The following is a 20,076-nucleotide window of genomic DNA, read 5'->3' as shown; positions in this document are numbered from 1 at the left end:
ACGAAGCAACGACTGTGTGGGACAACCTGGCACCACACAATAACTGTCATCGCCCGGCCTTGACCGGGCGATCCAGTATTCCGCGACGTCTGCGATTGAACCGAAAGGCCGCGGTGTACTGGATTCCCCGCCTTCGCGGGGAATGACACTCGTTTTGTGGCAAGCCTCGTGTGCGATGACGAGGCGCCCTACTCCGCGGCGTCCCGCATCTCGGCGCGCTCGGCCCGCGCTGCGCAGAACTTGAACTCCGGGATCTTGCCGAACGGGTCCAGCGCCGGGTTGGTGAGCAGGTTCGCAGCCGCCTCGGCGTAGCAGAACGGCATGAACACCATGTTCTCCGGCACGTCGCGGTCGGAGCGGACCTTGACCTCGACGGCGCCGCGGCGGGTCTCCAGGCGAATGAAATCGCCGGGCACCAGCCTCTTCTTGCGCATGTCCTTTGGCGACATGAACGCGACCGCCTCCGGCTCGATCTGGTCGAGCACCTGGGCGCGGCGCGTCATCGAGCCGGTGTGCCAGTGCTCCAGCACGCGGCCGGTCGAGAGCACCATCGGATATTCATCGTCGGGAATCTCGTCCGGCGGGATGACCTTGGCCGGCACGATCTTGCCGCGGCCGCTCGCGGTCGGGAAGCCCGTGGTGAAGATGATCTCGTTGCCGGGCTTGTTCGGATCGTCGACCGGATAGGTCACCGCGCCTTCGCGCACCAGCCGCTCCCAGGTGATATTCTTCAGCGACGGCATCAGCTCTGCCATCTCGGTGAAGACGTCGCCGGGACCGGCATAATTCCACGGCAGGCCCATGCGCTTGCCGATCTCCTGGATGATCCAGAGGTCCTGGCGCGCATCGCCGGGCGGCTTGATCACCTGGCGTGCCAGCTGCACGCGGCGGTCGGTGTTGGTGAAGGAGCCGTCCTTCTCGGCGAAGGCGGAGGCCGGCAGGATCACGTCGGCATGGAACGCGGTCTCGGTGACGAAGAGATCCTGCACCACGAGATGATCGAGCATCGCGAGCGCATGGCGCGCGTGCTGGAGATCAGGGTCGGACATCGCCGGGTTCTCGCCTTCGATATACATGCCCTTGATCTCGCCGGCGTGGATCGCGTTCATGATCTCGACCACGGTCAGGCCGCGGACGGGATCGAGATCCTGCTGCCAGAGCTTTTCGAAGCTGCCGCGCAGATCGTCGCGGCCGACCGGCTGGTAGTCCGGCAGGAACATCGGGATCAGGCCGGCATCGGAAGCGCCCTGCACGTTGTTCTGGCCGCGTAGCGGATGCAGGCCGGTGCCGGGCCGGCCGACCTGGCCGGTGATCAGCGCGAGCGCAATCAGGCAGCGTGCATTGTCGGTGCCATGGACGTGCTGGCTGATGCCCATACCCCAGAAGATGATCGACGATTTCGCGCGCGCATAGGTGCGCGCCACCTCGCGCAAGGTCTGGGCCGGGACGCCGCAGATCGGCTCCATCTTCTCCGGCGTGAATTCCTTGATCTTCTCCTTCAGCTCGTCGAAGCCTTCGGTGTAGCCGGCGATGTACTGGTCGTCGGTCAGGCCCTCGGTGATGATCGTGTTGATCATCGCGTTCAGCATGGCGACGTCGGAGCCCGGCTTGAACTGCAGATGCTTGGTCGCGTGACGCGACAGCGTCTGCCGGCGCGGATCCATCACGAACAGCTTCGCGCCGTTCTGCTTGACCGCGTTCTTGATGAAGGTCGCGGCGACCGGATGGTTCACGGTCGGGTTGGCACCGATCACGATGATGACCTCGGCGTCCATCGCGGCCGAGAACGGTGCCGAAACCGCGCCCGAGCTGAGGCCCTCGAACAGCGCCGCCACCGACGAGGCGTGACACAGACGGGTGCAGTGATCGACGTTGTTGGAGCCGAAGCCGGTGCGCACGAGCTTCTGGAACAGATAGGCCTCTTCGTTCGAGCCCTTGGCCGAGCCGAAGCCGGCCAGCGCCTTCACGCCCTTCTCGTCGCGGATCTTGACGAGACCCTTGGCGGCGATGTCGAGCGCCTCCTCCCAGCTCGCCTCGCGGAAATGCGTGAACGGATTGGCCGGGTCGACCTGATCGTTGGCGTCCTTCTTCGCGTTCGGCAGCCGCACCAGCGGCTTCGTCAGGCGGTGCGGATGGTGGATGTAGTCGAAGCCGAAGCGGCCCTTCACACAAAGACGATTATGGTTGGCGGGGCCGTCGCGACCTTCCGCATAGATCACCTTCTCGTCCTTGACTTCGTAAGTGACCTGGCAGCCGACGCCGCAGAACGGGCAGAGCGAATCGACCTTCTTGTCGGCATAGGTGACGCGCGTCTGGTTTTCGTCGAGCATCACGGCCGGCATCAACGCGCCGGTCGGACAGGCCTGCACGCATTCGCCGCAGGCGACGCAGGTGGACTCGCCCATGGGATCGTCGAAGTCGAACACGATCTTGGCGCCGGCATTGCGGTAGGCCATGCCGATGACGTCGTTGACCTGGACCTCGCGGCAGGCGCGCACGCACAGGCCGCACTGGATGCAGGCGTCGAGATTGACGCGCATCGCCGGATGGCTGGCATCGGTGGCCCAGCGCTCGGCGGCGGGAAAGCGGCTCTCGGTGACGCCAGTGATCTCGGCCCAGTGCCAGAACTTCGAATCCGGATCGTGGCTGGTCTCGCGCGCCGGCTGGTCGGCGACGAGCAGCTCCATTACCATCTTCTGCGCAGCTGTCGCGCGGGCGCTCTCGGTCTTCACCTTCATGCCGACCGACGGCGTGCGCTTGCAGGATGCGGCGAGCACGCGCTCGCCCTCGATCTCGACCATGCAGGCGCGGCAATTGCCGTCGGGGCGATAGTCCGGCGCCGGCGAGTAACAGAGATGCGGAATGTCGCGGCCCTGGCGCTTTGCGACCTGCCAGATCGTCTCGCCGGGCTTGGCCTCGACCTGCTTGCCGTCGAGCTCGAACGTAATCTTGGTCATTCGGCCGCTTCCTTGAACTCGTCAGGGAAATATTTGATCACGGAAGACAGCGGATTCGATGCCGCCTGTCCGAGCCCGCAGATCGAGGCATCGCGCATCGCCTGGCTCAATTCTTCCAGCAAGGCACGGTTCCAGACCGGCCTTTGCATCAGCAGCGCCGCCTTCTGGGTACCGACGCGGCACGGCGTGCACTGGCCGCAACTCTCGTCCTCGAAGAACTTCATGAGGTTCAGTGCGGCTGCCCGCACGCTGTCCTTGTGCGACAGGATCACGATCGCAGCCGAGCCGATGAAGCAGCCGTATTTCTCCAGCGTGCCGAAATCGAGCGGAATGTCGTCCATCGATGCCGGCAGAATGCCGCCGGACGCGCCGCCCGGCAGGTACGCGTAGAACTGATGGCCGTCAGCCATGCCGCCGCAATATTCCTCGATCAGCTCGCGCACCGTGATGCCCGCGGGCGCGAGCTTCATGCCGGGATTCTTGACGCGTCCCGAGACCGAGAAGCTGCGCAGGCCGTGACGCTCGTGGCGGCCATGATCCTTCCACCAATCGGCACCCTTCTCGACGATGTCGCGCACCCACCACAGCGTCTCGATATTGTTGATCAGCGTCGGCAGGCCGAACAGGCCAACCTGGAACGGGTAAGGCGGCTTGTGCCGGGGCAGGCCGCGCTTGCCCTCGATGCTCTCCAGCAGCGAGGATTCCTCGCCGCAGATGTAAGCGCCGGCGCCACGCCGCAGATGCAGCGTCGGGCCGCCCGGCGGCAGCTTTGCGATCTCGCGCTGGAGAATCTCGCGCGAGGCCGGATATTCGTCGCGCAGATAGATGTAGACGTCGCTCGCCTGCACCACATGCGCGCCGATCAGCATGCCCTCGATGAAGCGATGCGGATCGGTTTCGAGGTAATAGCGGTCCTTGAACGTGCCGGGCTCGCCCTCGTCGCCATTGATCGCCATCAGCCGCGGTCCGGGCTCGCCGAGCACGGCGCGCCATTTGCGCCCGGTGGGGAAGCCGGCGCCGCCAAGGCCGCGCAGCGAAGCGTCGTCGAGCGCCTTCAGGAGGTCGTCCTTCGACAATTCGCCGGAGCGCAGGCGACCCAGCAGCTTGTAGCCGCCACCGGTGAGGTAGGCATCGTACTCGGTATATTTGGGCAGATGCGCGTGCGTGTCGCCGGCCTTGGCCGCCGCCATGACGTTGGCGATTGTCGCGTGGTCGACGAAATTGTGCCCGACCTCGGCCGCCGGCGCTGTATCGCAGCGGCCGACGCAGGGCGCGCGCACGACCCGGATGCCGGGACCTGACGCGCTCTGCAGATCCTGGAGCAGCTTCTCGCCGCCAAGCATCGCGCAGGTGAGCGAATCGCAGACGCGGATCGTCAGCGGGGGAATGTCGGGCTCGCCTTCCTTCACCACGTCGAAATGCGCGTAGAAGGTCGCGGTCTCGAACACCTCGGCGAAGGCGAGCTTCATCTCGTCGGCGAGCGCGGCCAGATGCGCCGCCGAGATCTGGTGATACTTGTCCTGGATCAGGTGCAGATATTCGATCAACAGATCGCGCCGCCGCGGCCTGTCGCCAAGCAACAGCTCGATCTCGTGCGCGGCCGTGGGATCGACCTGCCGCCCCTTGGGGGTCGCCTTGGCGCGTCGGCGTCCCTCACCGGGATGCTCGAAGGAGCGGACCTTGTGCACGTCCTCGTGGCTCATCAATTCGTCTCGATCTCGTCCTTATCAGGACTCCACTTCTATCCTCTGGCATGCCAGATGCCAAGAAAATTATCATGCTCGCGGAAGTGGTTACGCCGCACGGCTCTACGGAGCCAGCCAGGCCCTGCGTTCTTGAGCAAGGCCGAGCCAAGCCCGAATTGACCGGAAGATCAATAAAGGCGTCTCATGCTGCGATTGCGAAATCCTATCGACGTCGCCTGGGGCGCGGAGGGATCGCAAAGGCCGCTGCGGTGAACATTGCCATTCTTACGGAGCGTCGCTCTTTTCGACCAGGAACACGATGCGCGCCTCGTTGCGCTCGGTGATCTCGACCTTGTCGCCGGTCTCGCGGATCAGATTGGGAATATCGATCACAGAGAGCGGATCGGTGCAGTGAACTTCGAGCTGGTCCCCTGCCTTGAGCGGCTTGAGCGCCTTGCGCGTCTTGAGGGCCGGCAGCGGGCATTTCAACCCGGTGAGATCGAGTGTCGTCCTGGTCATGGCCGCACCATGGCGAGGCGCCGTGGCTGCGTCAACGTCAGGAGGCATCAGATCAGGCTGGCATAGGGCAGGAAGCCCACGTCCTGCCCCGGCTCGACATTCGTGACGTCCTCGCCAAGTTCGACGAGGCCCTCGGTCTCGACCAGCGAGGACAAGAGCCCGGCCCCCTCGCGCGGGAACTTGATCGCCTCGAGCCCGCCGTCCTGCGCGCGCCGCAGCGAGACGCGCACATATTCACGCCGGCCGGCCTTCTTCTTGTAGGTGAACGCCGCGCGCAGCGGGATCGGCAAGAGCGGCTCCGGCAAGGCGCCCGACAGCGCCAACACCGTCGGTCGCACCACGTGGACGAATGTCACGAAGCTCGCGACGGGATTGCCGGGCAGTCCGATCAGCGGCGTGCCATCGATGATACCCATCGCCACGGGACGACCGGGCTTGATCGCCATCCGCCACAGCACGAGCGAGCCGATGCTCTCCACCGCCGCCTTGACGTGATCCTCCTCGCCGGTCGAGACGCCGCCGGTGGTGAGGATCAGGTCATGGTCGCCTGCAACCTGCTTCAGGCCGCGCGCAAGCGACGCTCGCTCGTCGCGCAGAATGCCGAGATCGCTGACCTCGCAGCCGAGCCGCCGCAGCATCGCCATCAGCATGAAGCGGTTGGAATCGAACAATTGCGAAGCGGCGCGCGGAGCGCCCGGCGATGCCAGCTCGTCGCCGGTCGAGAACACCGCGACACGGATGCGCCTGACGACGTCGAGCCCAGTCAGGCCGAACGCGGCGGCAAGCGCGACATGCTGCGGCCGCAAGCGCTGGCCGGCGCGAAGCGCGACCTGACCTTGCGCAATGTCCTCGCCTGCGGGCCGGACATTGGCCCCACGCTTCAGACCTGGCGGCAGCACGATCCTGCCTGAAGCATCAACGCGGACGTCCTCCTGCATGAAGACGGTCTCCGCATCCGGCGGCATCGGCGCGCCGGTGAAGATGCGCGCGGTATGGCCGGGCTTGATCGGCGCTTGCGCAAGGCCGCCGGCCTGAATGCGGCCGTCGAGCGGGAAGGCCTGCTCTGCGCTTGCCGGAAGGTCGGCATTGCGCACGGCGTAACCGTCGACGGCGGAGTTGGTGAACGGCGGCAGCGGCAAAGGCGCGGCCACATCGCGCGCGAGCACGCGCCCGTCGGCATCGGCCAGCGCCACCGTCTCGAGATCGACGATCGCGTTGACGCGCGTCGTGATGAGGCCGACGGCTTCGTCGACCGACATCATCGGGCCGCCAAAGGCAAAGCAATCGTCCGACAGTTGCGCCATGTGTGCCTCGTCAGCGTATCGCGGCGCTTCTTGCCAAAGCTTCCTCGACCGGCATCGCCGCCCGTAGCATCAATGCCGCGACAGAGGCGATATCGTCGAGATGGACAGTCGGCAGCCTCGTGTCAATCGCGACGTCTGTCGCGATCCCGACAATCCCGGGATCGTCCGGAAACAGCAGCGGCTTGCCGTTGGCGGCACGATGCACCTCGATCTTGCGATGCGGCTCGCGCTTGAAGCCCTCGACGACGACGAGATCGACCGCGGAGAGCTTGTCGAGCAGCTCCGGCAGCCGCGGCTCCGCCGCCCCGCGCAGCTCGTGCATCAGCGCCCAACGTTTGGATGAAGCGACCAGAACCTCGGCCGCGCCGGCCTCGCGATGGCGCCAGGAATCCTTGCCGGGCACGTCGACGTCGAACTGGTGATGCGCATGCTTGATCACGGAGACGCGCAGGCCCTGCGCGTTGAAATGCGGGATCAGCCGAGTCAACAGCGTTGTCTTGCCCGCGCCGCTCCAGCCTGCCAGGCCGATGACTTTCATTCCAGCTCTCTTTTCCAGCAACCAGCGGTCGCCGATGGAACCACCATCCCCTCCCCGTCATTGCGAGCGCAGCGAAGCAATCCAGACTGCCGCTGCGGAAAGATTCTGGATTGCTTCGCCCCGCTCGCAATGACAAGCCGAGGCATTTCGCTCTCTCCCCGCCATGCTTATATCGGCTTGACCCGAATGTCATGCTAACCTCGCCGCCATGATGAAGATCGACAAAGTCCCGGTGCCCCTGATCGTCCCCAATCCGGACGACCCGCGCCTGACTCAGAGCGTGACCGGCACCGACCAGACCGGCGCCAGGGTCGAGATCAAGGTGCCGATGGAGCGGCCGCTGACGCTCTATTTGAACGCCCAGGAGATCGTCACCATGATGACGATCGGCGACTATCCGGAATATCTGGCGCTCGGCTATCTGCTGAACCAGAACATGCTGAAATATAACGACGTGGTCACGGAGGTCGAGTACGACGACGACCTCCAGGTGGTCGTCGTGCGCACCTCACACCACACCAATTTCGAGGCCAAGCTGAAAAAGCGCACGCAGACCTCCGGCTGCGCGCAGGGCACCGCCTTCGGCGACCTGCTAGAGGCGGTCGAGAGCGTCGCGCTGCCGAAGGCGGAGCTGCGCACCTCCTGGCTCTACCAGATGACGCAGACCATCAACACCATGCCCTCGCTTTATCTGGAGGCCGGCGCGATCCACGGCTGTGTGCTGTGCAAGGAGGGCACCCCGCTCTGCTACACCGAGGACGTCGGCCGCCACAACGCCGTCGACAAGATCGCGGGCTGGATGTACCGCCACGGCGTCGATGCGTCCGACAAGATCCTCTACACCACGGGGCGCCTCACCTCGGAGATGGTGATCAAGACGGTGCGGATGGGCATTCCGATCCTGGTGTCGCGCTCCGGCTTCACCGCCTGGGGTGTCGATCTCGCACGGCAGGTCGGCCTGACGCTGGTCGGGCGCACCCGCGGAAAGCGCTTCATCTCGCTCGCAGGCGAAGAGCGTATCGTCTACGACCAGAACCTCGCTTATGTCGAAGAGGAATCGGCCAAGCACAAGCGCAAGGGTGAAGGCGGTGACGACTGACATCTCCGCGGCGCGTGTTCCGCCGACTCTCGGCGTGCTGCTCGCCGGTGGGCTCGCGCGGCGCATGGGCGGCGGCGACAAGCCGATGCGCACCATCGGCGGCCGCACCATTCTGGAACGCGTAATCGCGCGCCTGTCGCCCCAGTGCCGCGGGCTGATTCTCAATGCCAACGGCGATCCCGCCCGCTTTGCCGCGTTCGGCTTGCAGGTCGTCGCCGACGACGTGCCCGGCTTCCCCGGTCCCCTCGCCGGCATCCTCGCGGCGCTCGACTGGACCGCGGCGAACCGACCGGAGATTGAATGGGTGCTCAGCGCCGCCGGCGACTGCCCGTTCCTGCCGCGCGACCTCGTCGCGCAGCTGCATGAGGCGCGCGCGCGTGAGAATGCGCAGCTTGCGGTCGCAGCCTCAGGCGAGCAGTCGCATCCGGTGATCGGCCTGTGGCGCGTCGCCTTGCGCGAGGAGCTGCGCCACGCGCTCGTGGACGAAGACCTCCGCAAGATCGACCGCTGGACCGCGCGCTATCCGCTCGCAACGGTGACCTGGCCGACCGAGCCGCTCGATCCGTTCTTCAATGCCAACACGGTCGAGGACATTGCCGAGGCCGAGCGGCTGGCGGCGCTGGATGAGGCATCCTAGCGACTCTATGATTTCGGAAACTCGTTGAGGAGCTGCGTCCAGATGATCGCGAAGGCTATCAGGCCGCAAATGCCGACGGCAGTGGTGAAGCGCGGCAAGCGGCCGATCGCAACCAGCACCCAGGCCGGCAGGAAGAACGCCCCGAAGACCATGCCCAGCGGAAACACCGCGAGCCATTGAAAGCCGCTGCCGTCTCCGGGCGGGACATTCGCGATGTAATGGAAGGTGTAGAGCCAGAACAGCGTGCCGGCTGCCGCGACGAGTGCAGCAAGCTTGCGGAAATTGAGGGGCGTCGAGGCGGTCATGACCTGGCTCATGTTCCTTGGTCGCTGCGGCGCCCCTCCAAGTTCATGACGTCTTGAACCGGACCGGGAACGGGAGCGACCACAGGTCTGGACATTCCCCGGACGAAGCCATGGCCGCCCCCCTCTTGAACACCATCTTCGAATTCGTCGACTTCGTCTTCGACCTCTCCGAGACGATCGATCGCACGAGGCAGCTGAGCAAGCCTGACATCGTCGAGGTGCCGCCGGATCCAAAGCCGCTGCCGCCCGTCGCGCGGCGCGCGCTTGCCGAGGCCGAGGATCGTGAGCGCAAGCGAGAGCAGGCCGCTCAGGCCGCCAGCGGTACCGATCAGGCATCATAGCCGTACGCCTGGCTCGAACGCCGCGTCGTGGCCCCTCGTCTATGCGGGCCGAAAGCCCGCTCGCGCGAGCGACGCGCGTACCTCGTTCGAGCCGAGTGCGTCGAGAAAAGCCTGCACTGCCGGCCGTTGCTTTCGCGCACTCACCAGCGCGAAGTCATAGTGCTCTTCGGCGAGCGGAATGAAATCGAGGCCGGCCGCATGGGCGACCGGCGCGATGGTCATGCCCCAGTCCGCGCGGTACTGCGCGACGGCGGCGGCGACCGCGTTGTGCGAACGGGGCTGGTTCCAATAGCCTTCCGGACGCACGCCGCCGAGCAGGCGATCGATCAGGATGCGCGTGCCGGCGCCCTGGTTGCGGTTGACCATGATGCAGGCGGGGTCGGCGAGCGCTGCGGCAACGGCGTCCTTTGCGCTCAGGCCCTCGAAACGTTCGTCGCCCTTGCGGAAGACAATGCCCTGCATCCGCCGCCAGCCGGCGACGAGTTCGAGTCCTTCGACGAGATAGGGCGTGTTGTAGGTTTCGCTCTTGTCGTCGAACAGATGGATCGGCGCGAGATCGCATTCGCCACGCTTGGCTGCTGCAAGCCCGCCGAGGCTGCCGACCGCGATCGAGCGCACAGCGAGACCGGCATGCGCGAGCTGTGCGGTGACGAGATCGAGGCCGGTGCAATGGCTGCCGACGATGACGAGATCGGGTACGCGCACATGCGGCGTGAACAGCGTGACCTCTGTTTCGGTGCCGGCCGGCATCTGGTCGGCAAGTGCGTCGATGCGCAGAAAGCCGTCCGCCTGAGCAAAGGACGTGATCGCACCAGACCCCTTGCCGGAGGGATAGGCGATGAGGCCCTCCCTGCCCTCGACCAGCGAAACCATGACGAATTCGGTGCGGCCGAGCTCGGAGGCGATGCGCACCGGCACGGTCGCGTTCACCTTGGCATCGGAGCGCGGCGGCAGTCCGGCCATCCGGCGCAGCACCGGCACGATCATGTCGTGGAAGGTGAACATCGCCGAGGTCGGAAAGCCCGGCAGGATCACGACGGGCTTGCCGTCGCACACCGCAAGACACAACGGCTTGCCGGGCTTGAGCGCAACGCCATGGGCGATGATGCCGGGCGCGCCGAGCCGGCCGATGATGCGATGAGACAGATCGCCCGCGCCTTTCGACGTGCCGCCCGACAGCACCAGCATGTCGGCATCCGCAAGCGTGTTGCGCATGGCGGCTTCGAGCCTGGCTTCGTCGTCCGGAACGGCGCCGAGGAAGACGGCCTCGCCACCATTTTCGTCGATCGCGGCGGCGACGATGGCGCCGTTGGTATCGTAGATCTCGGCGGGCCCGAGCACCTCGCCGGGCTGAACCAGCTCATCGCCGGTGGAGATCACGGCAACCCGCGGCCTGCGCACGACACTGACCTCGGCGATGCCGCAAGCCGCCAGCATGCCGATCTCGCGCGAGCCGATGATGGTGCCGGCGCGCAGCAGCGCCTCGCCGCGCGCGATGTCGGAGCCGGCATACGAGACGAATTGCCCTGGCGAGACGGCGCGACGGACATCGATGGCATCCGGGCCGGCCGGCTGGGTGTGCTCGACCATGACCACGGCATCGGCGCCGCGCGGCAACGGACCGCCGGTGGCGATCGCCGTTGCGGTTCCGGCCGCCACCTGCAGCGTCGGCGCGGTCCCGCAATGAACGGTCTCGCCATTCAGCTTAAGGCGCATGGGCGCGCCCTCGCCGGCCGCCGCAAGGTCGGCGGAGCGCACGGCAAAGCCGTCGACATTGGAGCGGTCGAACGGCGGCACGTCGACCGGCGCCGTGATATCTCCGGCGAGGGCAGCGCCCAGCGCGGCTGCGAGCTTGCGCGTTTCGGTGCGAAGCGCGCGCGGGAACAAGGCCGCCTCGAAGCGCGCCAAGGCCTCCTCGCGCGAGAGGATCTTGAGGAACTGCTCCTGCTCGTGTGGGCTGCGGTCAGGTGATTTCGGGATCATCGTCATGCCAGAACCCTTATCACGCCCGCATCAGATACGCATCGATCGACGTACCTGCCGCAAATCCCTCGTCGCTGGCGGAAATGAGCAGCCATGCGTCCGCACGGGCGATGGCCCGAAGCGGCCATTCGCCGACGGCAAGCGGCATCCAGGCACGATGTTCCTCAGCCAGCAAAGCGACCTCCGAGATGCCGACGCTGGAGGCGATTTTTCGCGCGAGCGGCAGCGACACTTTTCGACGCGGCTGACGTGCCGACAAACGCTCCGCGAGCGGCAGCGCGAGTGCAAGCCAAGCTGCAAGCGCTTGATCGGGCGAGCCGGGCAAGACGATGACGGGAACCCGTCCCACTCGTCCGAGCGCCGCGGTGCGTCCCGGCTGGAGCGCAAGGCCGTGCGCCAGCACCTCGCCGCGCCGGGCCAGAGCGGTGATGGCGGCGTCCTGGCGGCCGACGCCGCTACCGCCGATGATCAGCAGAACATCGCAGGAGGACGCATCGAGCGCATCGGCAATCGACGCTTCATCGCGTGCATGCGCCCGATGCGTTTCCACATCCAATCCCGCTGTGCGCGCGATCGCGGCAATCGTCTGCGCCGTGACCGTTCCGCCCGGCACATTGACGATGCGCAGCCGCGGCCGCCTTACGGCGATTTTTTCCACGCCCGCCACACGCGCCAGCAACAGGTCCGCCGCGGCGATGGGATGGCCTGCGGCCCCCACGGCCATGCGCGCGGCAATGTCGCTGCCTGCACGCCTGACGCCCTGCCCCGGCGCGCCCTCTGCGAGCACCTGGGCAAGCGGCCCCGACGTCTCCACGGCGTCGGCATCGAGCACGCAGTCGCATCCCGCCGGCATCGCTTCACCTGCCTCGACCCACGCAGGAGCCATTGCCAGCGGCACAGGCGAGTAAGCGGACGCCCCGACGAGATCGTTGGCGGATAGCGCCCAACCGTCCGCGGCCGCAACGTCGCGCGAAGGATAGGCGGCCAGCAGCGGCGCGCCCGCCGCGATGCAGCCGATTGCGTCCGCCAGCGGCACCTCGACCGGCGCGACGGGATCAACGTCCCGCAGCAGCGCGGCGAGCGCGGTGTCGAGCGGCGTGAGCGAGGGCGGCAGGCGCTGGGTCATGCGCCATGAGGACCATGCATCGCACGGTTTGGCAACCGCCGGCGGTGCCGGCCTCAGCCGCCCGACCTGTCCGAATTGGGGAAGAACAATTGCTGCCCGTCGACCCTGTAGCCGGCAATCGCCGTCTGTCCCTCCGGCGAGGTCAGCCAATCGACGAAGGCCTGCGCGAGGTCCTTCTTCACGTTCGGGAACTTCGCAGGGTTCACCAGCATCACGCCATATTGGTTGAGCAGCCGCCGGTCGCCTTCGACGACGATGTCGAGATCGCCGCGATCCCTGAACGCGATCCAGCTGCCGCGATCCGCCAGCAAATAGGCATTGGCGGCGCGCGCGGCCTCGAGCGATGCGGCCATGCCGGGCCCGGCCTCGCGATACCAGGCGCCCTTGGCGCCGCCAATGTCGATGCCGGCGACGATCCAAAGCGCGAGCTCGGCGGCGTGAATGCCCGACCGATCGCCACGCGTCACGAACGGCGCGCCCTTGGCTTCGATCGCCTTCAGCGCCGTCGCAATGTCCCTGCCCTTCACGCCCGCGGGATCGCTCTTGGGCCCGATCAGCACATAGTCGTTGTACATCACGTCGTAGCGCTTCACGCCGAAGCCGTCAGCGACGAACTTCTCCTCCTGAGGCCGCGCGTGCATCAGCACGAGGTCGACCTCACCCCGCCGCGCCCCTTCGAGCACTTCGTCGGCGCGCCGCGCGATCACGGTGACGTCGATGCCGGTCTTGTCGCGGAAGATCGGCAGAAGATAGTCGAGCAGCCCGGACTCCTGCGTCGCCGTCGTCGAAGCGAGGACGATGCTGCGGTCCTCCGCGGCCGAGGCCGCAACGCCCGCGGCAAGGCCGCAGAGAAGCGCAAGTGCAACGGACAAGCGGCCCATGATCGGGTTCCCTCAGGTTATGACGGGATCATGATGATGATCGATTGCGCCGCACTCGTGACGCGTTTTTGCGCTGCCGGCCGGGAAATTTCGGCAACTTCGTCGAGGCGCACCGCGCGACCGATCTCTTTAGGATCGTTCACCAAAGCAGAAATCGCACATGCGGATGTGTTGCAAAGCAGCGAGATGATCGGGCATGGTCGCCGCGACAAAAATCTGAAATGCAGAATTCCACCTGCGTCGGACGTCAAAAAGAAGCAAGAATTTGCATAGGAATGCAGGATGGAATTCCTGACCACCAGCGAAGCCGCCGACTACCTTCGGCTCGGCGAACGCAAGCTTTACGAACTCGTCACCACCGGTGCGATCCCCTGCAGCAAGGTGACGGGGAAATGGCTGTTCCCACGGCACGAGCTCGACCTCTGGGTCCTGTCGGGCCTTGCGCGTCCGGCCGGCATGTTGATCGCCGAGCCACCGCCGGTCGTCGGCGGCAGCCACGACGAACTGCTCGATTGGAGCCTGCGCGAGTCCGGCTCCGGGCTTGGATCGATGAGCGAGGGCAGCGCGCGCGGGCTCGAGCGCTTGCAGCGCAACGAGGTGATGGCCGCGGCGGTGCACTTCCACGCCCTCGACGCCGCCGACAATCTCGCCAGCGATGCCAGTGTGGAAGCGCTGCGGACAACGCCGGACCTGCATGATGCGGTGCTGATCGCGTTCGTGCGCCGCGAGGAAGGTCTCCTGCTGCCACACGGCAATCCCAAGCAAATGCACAGCCTGACCGACGTGCTCGCAGCCGGGGCCCGGATGGCGATGCGGCAACAGGGCACGGGTGCGCAGATGCTGCTCGACGTGCTGCTCAAGCGCGCGGGCGCCTCGATGCGGGACTTGCGCCGGATCGAGACGCCGGCGCTGACCGGCCCGGATCTTGCCGAGCTGGTTCGCGCCGGCCAGGCCGATTGCGGCATCGCGACGCGCGCGGCGGCGCGCTCGGCCGGTCTCGATTTCGTGCCGCTGGTCTGGGAGAATTTCGACCTTGCGATGCGGCAGCGCAGCTATTTCCGCCCCGCCATGCAGGCCTTGCTCCGCTTCCTGAACGAGCGGCGGCTGCGCCAGCGCGCGGAAGAGCTGACCGGCTACGATCCTTCCCCCGCAGGACTGATCCGCTTCGCAGCCTGACATTGACGCCTGCCCCCCAATAGTTGCAAAAGAAACCAATTCGGCCGGGCCATACCCGGGACGAGCAACACCGGCCAACGCGCCGGATCAGGGGAGGACGAGCGTGAACCCAATCAGATTTGGCGTGCCGGTCGCGGCCGCCTTGCTGGCGGCCCTGCTGTCCGGCACGGCGTCGGCGCAGCTTTCCGACGACGTCGTCAAGATCGGCGTGCTGACCGACATGAACGGCCCGGCCTCGGCGCCGACCGGCCAGGGCTCGGTGACCGCGGCGCAGATGGCGATCGACGATTTCGGCGGCACCGTGCTCGGCAAGCCGATCAGCGTCGTGATCGGCGACCACCAGCTCAAGGCCGACATCGGCGCTTCGCTGGCGCGGCGCTGGTTCGACGTCGAGCAGGTCGACCTAATCGTCGACGTGCCGGTCTCGGCGGTCGGGCTCGCGGTGCAGACCATCGCCAACGAGAAGAAGCGGCTGTTCATCACCCATTCCACCGGCACCGCCGATTTCCATGGCAAGTTCTGCTCGCCTTACGCCATCCAATGGGTGTTCGACACCCGCGCGCTCGCGGTCGGCACCGCCGATGCAGTGGTCAAGCGCGGCGGCGACAGCTGGTTCTTCATCACCGACGATTACGCCTTCGGCCATTCGCTGGAGCGCGATGCGTCCGCCGTCGTCACCGCCAATGGCGGCAAGGTGCTGGGCTCGGTGCGGCCGCCGCTGGCGACGCCCGATCTCTCCTCCTTCGTGCTGCAGGCGCAAGCCTCCAAGGCCAAGATCATCGGCATTGCCGCCGGTCCCCCCAACAACATGAACGAGATCAAGACCGGCGCCGAATTCGGCGTGTTCAAGGGCGGCCAGCAGATGGCGGCGCTGCTGGCGCTGATCACCGATATCCACGGCCTCGGCCTGCAGGCGGCGCAAGGCCTCTTGCTGACCACCTCGTTCTACTGGGACATGGACGACAAGACGCGCGAATGGTCCAAGCGCTATTTCGCCAAGATGAACCGGATGCCGACGATGTGGCAGGCCGGCGTCTATTCCAGCGTGACGCACTATCTCAACGCCATCAAGGAGACCGGCAGCGACGATCCGCTGAAGGTGGCGGCCAAGATGCGCGAGAAGCCGATCGAGGATTTCTTCGCCCGCAACGGCAAGCTTCGCGAGGACAATCTGATGGTGCACGACCTCTGGCTGGTGCAGGTGAAGACGCCGGAGGAGAGCAAATATCCGTGGGACTATTACAAGATCCTCACGACGATTTCCGGCGACAAGGCGTTCGGGCCGCCGGACCCGGCGTGCCCGCTGGTGAAGAAGTGACGATCGCTTAAGCGATCGTCATTCCGGGATGGTCCGAAGGACCAGACCTCAGGTGCGCAATTGCGCACCGGGGAATCTCGAGATTCCGGGTTGGGTGCTGCGCACCGCCCCGGAATGACGGCCGCTTGCGCGGCCGTCACTTCACCACCCCGGTCTCGCGGAAGTATCTCATCACGCCCGGATGGATCAGCTCCGGCCTCGGCGCGGCCGCGACAGTGTTCGCTGCGGTTGTCTCGCAGGCCTGCGCGAGCTTCTTGCAGAACGTCGGCTCGACGCCGTGCAGCGTCTTGGCGAGGCGATAGGCGACGTCGTCAGGCAGATCCTCGCGCGTCAGCACAAAACTCCAGGAGCCGAGCGAGGCGATCGGCTCGGTCTGCTTCGGGTAGGAGCCGGCCGGCACGGTCAGCGGCTTCAGGAACGCATGCTTGGCGCGGATGCGGGCGATCTCGTCCGCACCTGGCGCGATGAAGCGCGCGCCCGATGCGCTCGATGCGACCGCGGCAAAGCCGGGCCAGCCGATGCCGGCGCCCCAGAGCGCGGCGACGCGGCCGTCCTCGACCATCGCGGGGCCGTCGCCGGCGCGGTCGAGATAGACGGCCCTGAAGTCCTCGTCCTGCTTGAGGCCGAGACCATCGAGCACGTAGCGCGCCAGGATCGGCAGGCCGGAGCCTTTCGCCCCGAAAGCAACGGGCTGACCGACGAGGTCGCGGATCGTCTTAAAGGGGCTGTCGGCGCGCACCACGAACAGGCCGGGGCTGGAATAAATCGCCGTGAGGATCTTGAGCCGTACCGGCGCACGGCCGATGCCGGCGAAGGCTTCATAGGCCGGCTCGCCCGCGACCAGCGCGAGGTCGAGCTCGCCCTTCTCCAGAAGCGGAATGTTCTCGTTGCTGCCCTTGGTGTTGCGCGGGGCGATGGTGAGACGCGGATCGGCCGCGTTCATCACCTCGGCAAAGGCGTTGCCATAGAGCGGGAAGCCGCCGCCGGGCGTCGCCGTTCCCAAGCTGATCGTGGTGGTCGGAATGGCCGTGCCTCCGGTCTGGGCGGCAACGGGGCTGGCGAGCAGCGCCGCACCGAGAAGGATCATCGCGAATCTCATGGTCGTCCCTGACGAGCCAGCGTCAACACCGACTTGCGGCGATGTAGGCAGCCGCCCGATTTTGTGGAAGCATGCCCCCAACGACAATAGAACAATGGGAGACGTCATGTCGCGAATTCTGCGTAAGGGTGTTTTCGGGCTCGCAGTTCTTTTGGGTCTTTTCAGCGCCACGCCGCGCGCCTCCGCCGCCTATCCGGACCGTCCCGTGCACTGGCTGATCGGCTTTTCCCCCGGCGGCCCCGTCGACATCGTGGCGCGAATCATGGCGCAGTGGCTGTCGGACAAGCTCGGCCAGCAATTCATCGTCGAGAACCGCACCGGCTCCGGCGGCAACATCGCCGCCGCCGCTGCGATCAACGCCCCGCCCGACGGCTACACGCTGCTGTTCGTCGCGCCCAACAACGCGATCTCGACCTCGCTCTACAAGAAGCTGCCGTTCGACTTTTTGCGTGACACCGTTCCGGTCGCCAGCATCATGCAGCTCACCAACATGCTGGTCGTCTCCAACGCGTTTCCGCCGAAGTCGGTTCAGGAGTTCATCGATTATTGCAAGGCCAATCCCGGCAAGATCACCTATGCGTCTTCCGGCAACGGCACCTCGGTGCACATGTCGGCCGAGCTGTTCAAGGCGACGACGAAGTGCGACATGGTGCACGTGCCGTATCGCGGCTCGGCCGTCGCCTTCCCCGACATCATCTCCAACAAGGTGCAGCTGATCTTCGACAATCTGCCCTCGGCGATGGAGCAGGTGAAGGGCGGCAACGTCCGCGCGCTCGGGGTGACCTCGCCGCAGCGCTGGCCGAGCGTGCCCGACGTGCCCGCGATCGCCGAGACCGTGCCGGGCTTCGAATCGGTCGGCTTCTACGGCATCTCCGCGCCGAAGGGCACGCCGGGCGAAGTGATCGAGATCCTCAACAAGGCCGTCGGCGAAGCGCTGAAGGATCCGAAGCTGGTGGCAAAGCTCACCGAAGTCGGCGGCCTGCCCAAGCCGATGACGCCCGCCGAGTTCGGCAAGCTGGTCGCGAACGAAACCGAGAAATGGCGCAAGGTGGTCGAGTTCGCCGGGGTCTCGGTGGACTAGGCGGCGGCCCGCCTCCGAGCTCGTCCGCACCATGTTTGAGGGGGCCGAAAGGCCCTCTCAGACAAAATTGCAAAAACAACCCCATGCACAGTAGACGATGCCAATGATTTCAAAGGGTTAGCACTCAGCTCGGAAAAGCCCGCGAAAACGCCGTTTGCTCCGTCGGGCAAAACAGGGTTATACAGGCATCATCGGCAAATTTCGGGTATTCGAAAACGACCCATGATGCCGTCACGACGTTCCCCTCCACCAGCCAGCATTGCACCCCCGCTTCAGGCCCTGTAAACGAACCGCGCACCGTTGCCGGCCGCGCCTCGCGGCCGCCTCGCGGCGGGGCCTGTAGCTCAATGGTTAGAGCCGGCCGCTCATAACGGTCTGGTTGCAGGTTCGAGTCCTGCCGGGCCCACCACGCTTCGCCCTGCGGGCTACGCGTGGCGCAGCCACACGGAGAGCGAAGGGCGAAGCATGGTGTCCGGCGTGGCTGGAGCGCAGCGGAAGCAAAGACGGACTGGCGCGGCGAGTTTCGGCTCGGCAGGATAGCGCCATGAACTCCCGGCGAAGCGAACGAAGGCTGTCATGCCGGAGCCCGCAGGCTAAGGCGACTATAAACCGCAGAAGCCACGACATGCGACGTACGGTTCTGACCTAGATATTTGGCAGATCCACGAACAAATCGACAGCAGTCCGCGCTTCCATCTGCTGTTGCGCAAACTTCATTGGGACCGGGTGTCTGAACACCAAATGACCTTCGATCCTCGGGGAAACATCGAGCTTCAGGTAGCTCGCGACGGCGTCCATATGCGCGGATATGATCTCTACACGCCTCAAATGCTTTAGAAGGTCATCGGGCTTCCCGTCCGCCCGCAACTTGCCTCTGAAGTCCGCCAGTTGTTCGGCAATCTCGCCTTCGATCTTCCGGTGCTGAACATCCTTGCATTCCATAATCAGCACACGGCCACTTTGCTTGCGCCATGCGAGGACGTCGACGTCCCCGTAGTTCTGGTCGAAACCTTTCCGGAGTAGTTTTGTAACGGCTACTTCCGTCTCCGCTTGCCAGCCGAGCTCGCGCATGCGCCGAGCGACTTCCTGACCAAACTCATGGCCAATGCGATCGCGCGAACGTCCCGCCCAAACCCGCATCTTTGGCTTCAATTGCCAACGTGGAAAATCCCCGCGATGATAGTTCCCCACCATATATGCAAATCCATCTCTGGCAATTCCGGGTGCGACGATGATTTCCGGGTCGTCCGCGTCATCTACCTCAATCAGAGGTTTACGCAGGATTGTCAGACGACGGCGAAATCGCCACGGAAACCGGTCACGCTCGTCATACCCTTCGGGTACATCGCGCCACGAAGGGCGGCTCTTGAAGGCCAGAAATTCGATCAATTCCTTGGCGACGCCAGAATCGATGCCATCTGCGATCGCCAGAGCCATGAGTTCGCTCTTCTTGATCGAATAAATGGCCCTGCCTTGCTCAATTCCAATGTCGTCGAGCACATCGAAAAATCTGCGCGCGGCATCAGTAGGGGCTCCGCATTCCTCTTCAAGAGCCGACCAGAACTCCTGCGAGAAGGCCTCTTGATTTGTCGGAATGGGAACGGGTAGCTTCAGATTTTTCGCGTACCCTTCGACGGCATGCTCAATCCGCAAATCGCTGCCTGCGCGGGCATATGGGGCCAACACGTCGTCTTGAAAACTTACATTGGCGTGGATGTCTCCTAGGGGCGTGATCCGTATGCGAGGCTCCATCGCTTCCCAATGGATAGCCGCCGACCAGCCACCCAAACCAGATATATTCAAGAGCTTTGCCATCAGCCGGGACATCTCTAGACGCCCCGGTTTGCGCCCCCCGTTCATCGGACACTCGCAGACAGCAAACTCCACCATCAAGCGCGATGCTTGAAAGACCGCGTTCAACTCGAATTCATGTTCTGCCATAGTTTGCAGCGTCGCCTCTTTATCCAAATGGAGCGCGAGGACTGCCGACGCGGTTCGATGCCAGTTATCGCGGTCGCTGATCGCCG

The 20,076-nt window shown here is 65.3% G+C and carries 18 protein-coding genes and 1 tRNA gene; 8 read left to right on the top strand and 11 right to left on the bottom strand.

Features of this window, described 5'->3' with window-relative positions; translation table 11 throughout:
* Positions 1–188: 188 nt before the first annotated feature.
* The 5 genes from fdhF to mobB form a co-directional block, all read right to left on the bottom strand.
* Positions 189–2,957 carry a formate dehydrogenase subunit alpha gene (gene fdhF / locus AC24YW_RS17560; RefSeq protein WP_487483893.1) on the bottom strand — a complete coding sequence of 923 codons (2,769 nt, stop codon included), beginning with the start codon at positions 2,955–2,957 and terminating at the stop codon, positions 189–191.
* The gene (locus AC24YW_RS17555) at positions 2,954–4,660 is read right to left on the bottom strand and encodes an NADH-ubiquinone oxidoreductase-F iron-sulfur binding region domain-containing protein (protein ID WP_487483892.1); all 1,707 of its coding nucleotides are present in this window, start codon (positions 4,658–4,660) and stop codon (positions 2,954–2,956) included. Before AC24YW_RS17555 ends, fdhF begins: the two co-directional genes overlap by 4 nt.
* A 267-nt stretch (positions 4,661–4,927) precedes the next feature.
* On the bottom strand, positions 4,928–5,161 hold the full coding sequence (locus AC24YW_RS17550) for a sulfurtransferase TusA family protein (RefSeq protein WP_036011410.1): 234 nt from the start codon (positions 5,159–5,161) through the stop codon (positions 4,928–4,930).
* A gap of 47 nt (positions 5,162–5,208) precedes the next feature.
* Complete coding sequence (locus tag AC24YW_RS17545) at positions 5,209–6,465, bottom strand: molybdopterin molybdotransferase MoeA (RefSeq protein WP_487483891.1); 1,257 nt, start codon at positions 6,463–6,465, stop codon at positions 5,209–5,211.
* Positions 6,466–6,475: 10 nt separating this feature from the next.
* A complete protein-coding gene (mobB, locus tag AC24YW_RS17540; protein ID WP_487483890.1) occupies positions 6,476–7,003 on the bottom strand; it encodes a molybdopterin-guanine dinucleotide biosynthesis protein B in 528 nt (175 codons plus the stop codon).
* Positions 7,004–7,211: 208 nt separating this feature from the next.
* Here mobB and AC24YW_RS17535 point away from each other — a divergent pair, with 208 nt between their 5' ends.
* The gene (locus AC24YW_RS17535) at positions 7,212–8,102 is read left to right on the top strand and encodes a formate dehydrogenase accessory sulfurtransferase FdhD (protein WP_487483889.1); all 891 of its coding nucleotides are present in this window, start codon (positions 7,212–7,214) and stop codon (positions 8,100–8,102) included.
* Positions 8,083–8,739 carry a molybdenum cofactor guanylyltransferase MobA gene (gene mobA, locus AC24YW_RS17530; protein WP_487483888.1) on the top strand — a complete coding sequence of 219 codons (657 nt, stop codon included), beginning with the start codon at positions 8,083–8,085 and terminating at the stop codon, positions 8,737–8,739. Before AC24YW_RS17535 ends, mobA begins: the two co-directional genes overlap by 20 nt.
* Before the next feature lie 5 nt (positions 8,740–8,744).
* Here the strand turns inward: mobA and AC24YW_RS17525 are convergent, their stop codons facing one another.
* On the bottom strand, positions 8,745–9,056 hold the full coding sequence (locus AC24YW_RS17525; protein ID WP_487483887.1) for a hypothetical protein: 312 nt from the start codon (positions 9,054–9,056) through the stop codon (positions 8,745–8,747).
* A 98-nt stretch (positions 9,057–9,154) separates the two neighbouring features.
* Between AC24YW_RS17525 and AC24YW_RS17520 the strand changes: the two genes are divergently transcribed.
* On the top strand, positions 9,155–9,385 hold the full coding sequence (locus AC24YW_RS17520) for a hypothetical protein (RefSeq protein WP_487483886.1): 231 nt from the start codon (positions 9,155–9,157) through the stop codon (positions 9,383–9,385).
* Between the two features lie 39 nt (positions 9,386–9,424).
* On the opposite strand, the gene AC24YW_RS17515 is transcribed toward AC24YW_RS17520, so the two are convergent.
* From AC24YW_RS17515 to AC24YW_RS17505, 3 genes are read right to left on the bottom strand one after another with little or no spacing between them, the layout of a single operon-like run.
* Positions 9,425–11,374 carry a molybdopterin biosynthesis protein gene (locus tag AC24YW_RS17515; protein ID WP_487483885.1) on the bottom strand — a complete coding sequence of 650 codons (1,950 nt, stop codon included), beginning with the start codon at positions 11,372–11,374 and terminating at the stop codon, positions 9,425–9,427.
* A 13-nt stretch (positions 11,375–11,387) separates the two neighbouring features.
* Positions 11,388–12,494: a molybdopterin-binding protein gene (locus AC24YW_RS17510; RefSeq protein WP_487483884.1), complete on the bottom strand. Its 1,107-nt coding sequence runs from the start codon at positions 12,492–12,494 to the stop codon at positions 11,388–11,390.
* A 53-nt stretch (positions 12,495–12,547) separates the two neighbouring features.
* Positions 12,548–13,375 (bottom strand): ABC transporter substrate-binding protein, encoded by an 828-nt coding sequence (locus AC24YW_RS17505; RefSeq protein ID WP_487483883.1) that lies wholly within the window; start codon positions 13,373–13,375, stop codon positions 12,548–12,550.
* A gap of 30 nt (positions 13,376–13,405) precedes the next feature.
* On the opposite strand from AC24YW_RS17505, the gene AC24YW_RS17500 reads away from it, so the two are divergent.
* From AC24YW_RS17500 to AC24YW_RS17490, 3 genes are all read left to right on the top strand, one after another.
* A complete protein-coding gene (locus AC24YW_RS17500; RefSeq protein WP_487483882.1) occupies positions 13,406–13,648 on the top strand; it encodes a hypothetical protein in 243 nt (80 codons plus the stop codon).
* Positions 13,649–13,657: 9 nt separating this feature from the next.
* Positions 13,658–14,551: a substrate-binding domain-containing protein gene (locus tag AC24YW_RS17495; RefSeq protein ID WP_487483881.1), complete on the top strand. Its 894-nt coding sequence runs from the start codon at positions 13,658–13,660 to the stop codon at positions 14,549–14,551.
* A 103-nt stretch (positions 14,552–14,654) separates the two neighbouring features.
* Positions 14,655–15,869 (top strand): ABC transporter substrate-binding protein, encoded by a 1,215-nt coding sequence (locus tag AC24YW_RS17490; protein WP_487483880.1) that lies wholly within the window; start codon positions 14,655–14,657, stop codon positions 15,867–15,869.
* 136 nt (positions 15,870–16,005) lie between these two features.
* Here AC24YW_RS17490 and AC24YW_RS17485 read toward each other — a convergent pair whose 3' ends face one another.
* On the bottom strand, positions 16,006–16,968 hold the full coding sequence (locus AC24YW_RS17485) for a TAXI family TRAP transporter solute-binding subunit (protein ID WP_487483879.1): 963 nt from the start codon (positions 16,966–16,968) through the stop codon (positions 16,006–16,008).
* A gap of 106 nt (positions 16,969–17,074) precedes the next feature.
* Here AC24YW_RS17485 and AC24YW_RS17480 point away from each other — a divergent pair, with 106 nt between their 5' ends.
* Both AC24YW_RS17480 and AC24YW_RS17475 read left to right on the top strand, forming a co-directional pair.
* On the top strand, positions 17,075–18,049 hold the full coding sequence (locus AC24YW_RS17480; protein ID WP_487483878.1) for a Bug family tripartite tricarboxylate transporter substrate binding protein: 975 nt from the start codon (positions 17,075–17,077) through the stop codon (positions 18,047–18,049).
* A 333-nt stretch (positions 18,050–18,382) separates the two neighbouring features.
* Positions 18,383–18,458, top strand: a tRNA-Ile gene (locus tag AC24YW_RS17475).
* A 236-nt stretch (positions 18,459–18,694) separates the two neighbouring features.
* On the opposite strand, the gene AC24YW_RS17470 is transcribed toward AC24YW_RS17475, so the two are convergent.
* Entirely contained in the window at positions 18,695–20,071 is a 1,377-nt protein-coding gene (locus tag AC24YW_RS17470) for a hypothetical protein (protein ID WP_487484216.1), read from the bottom strand.
* Positions 20,072–20,076 lie beyond the last annotated feature (5 nt).

The organism is Bradyrhizobium sp. USDA3516, assembly GCF_057651995.1.
Note: the sequence above shows the minus strand (reverse complement) of the source record. Positions and strands in the feature narration are given on the sequence as shown.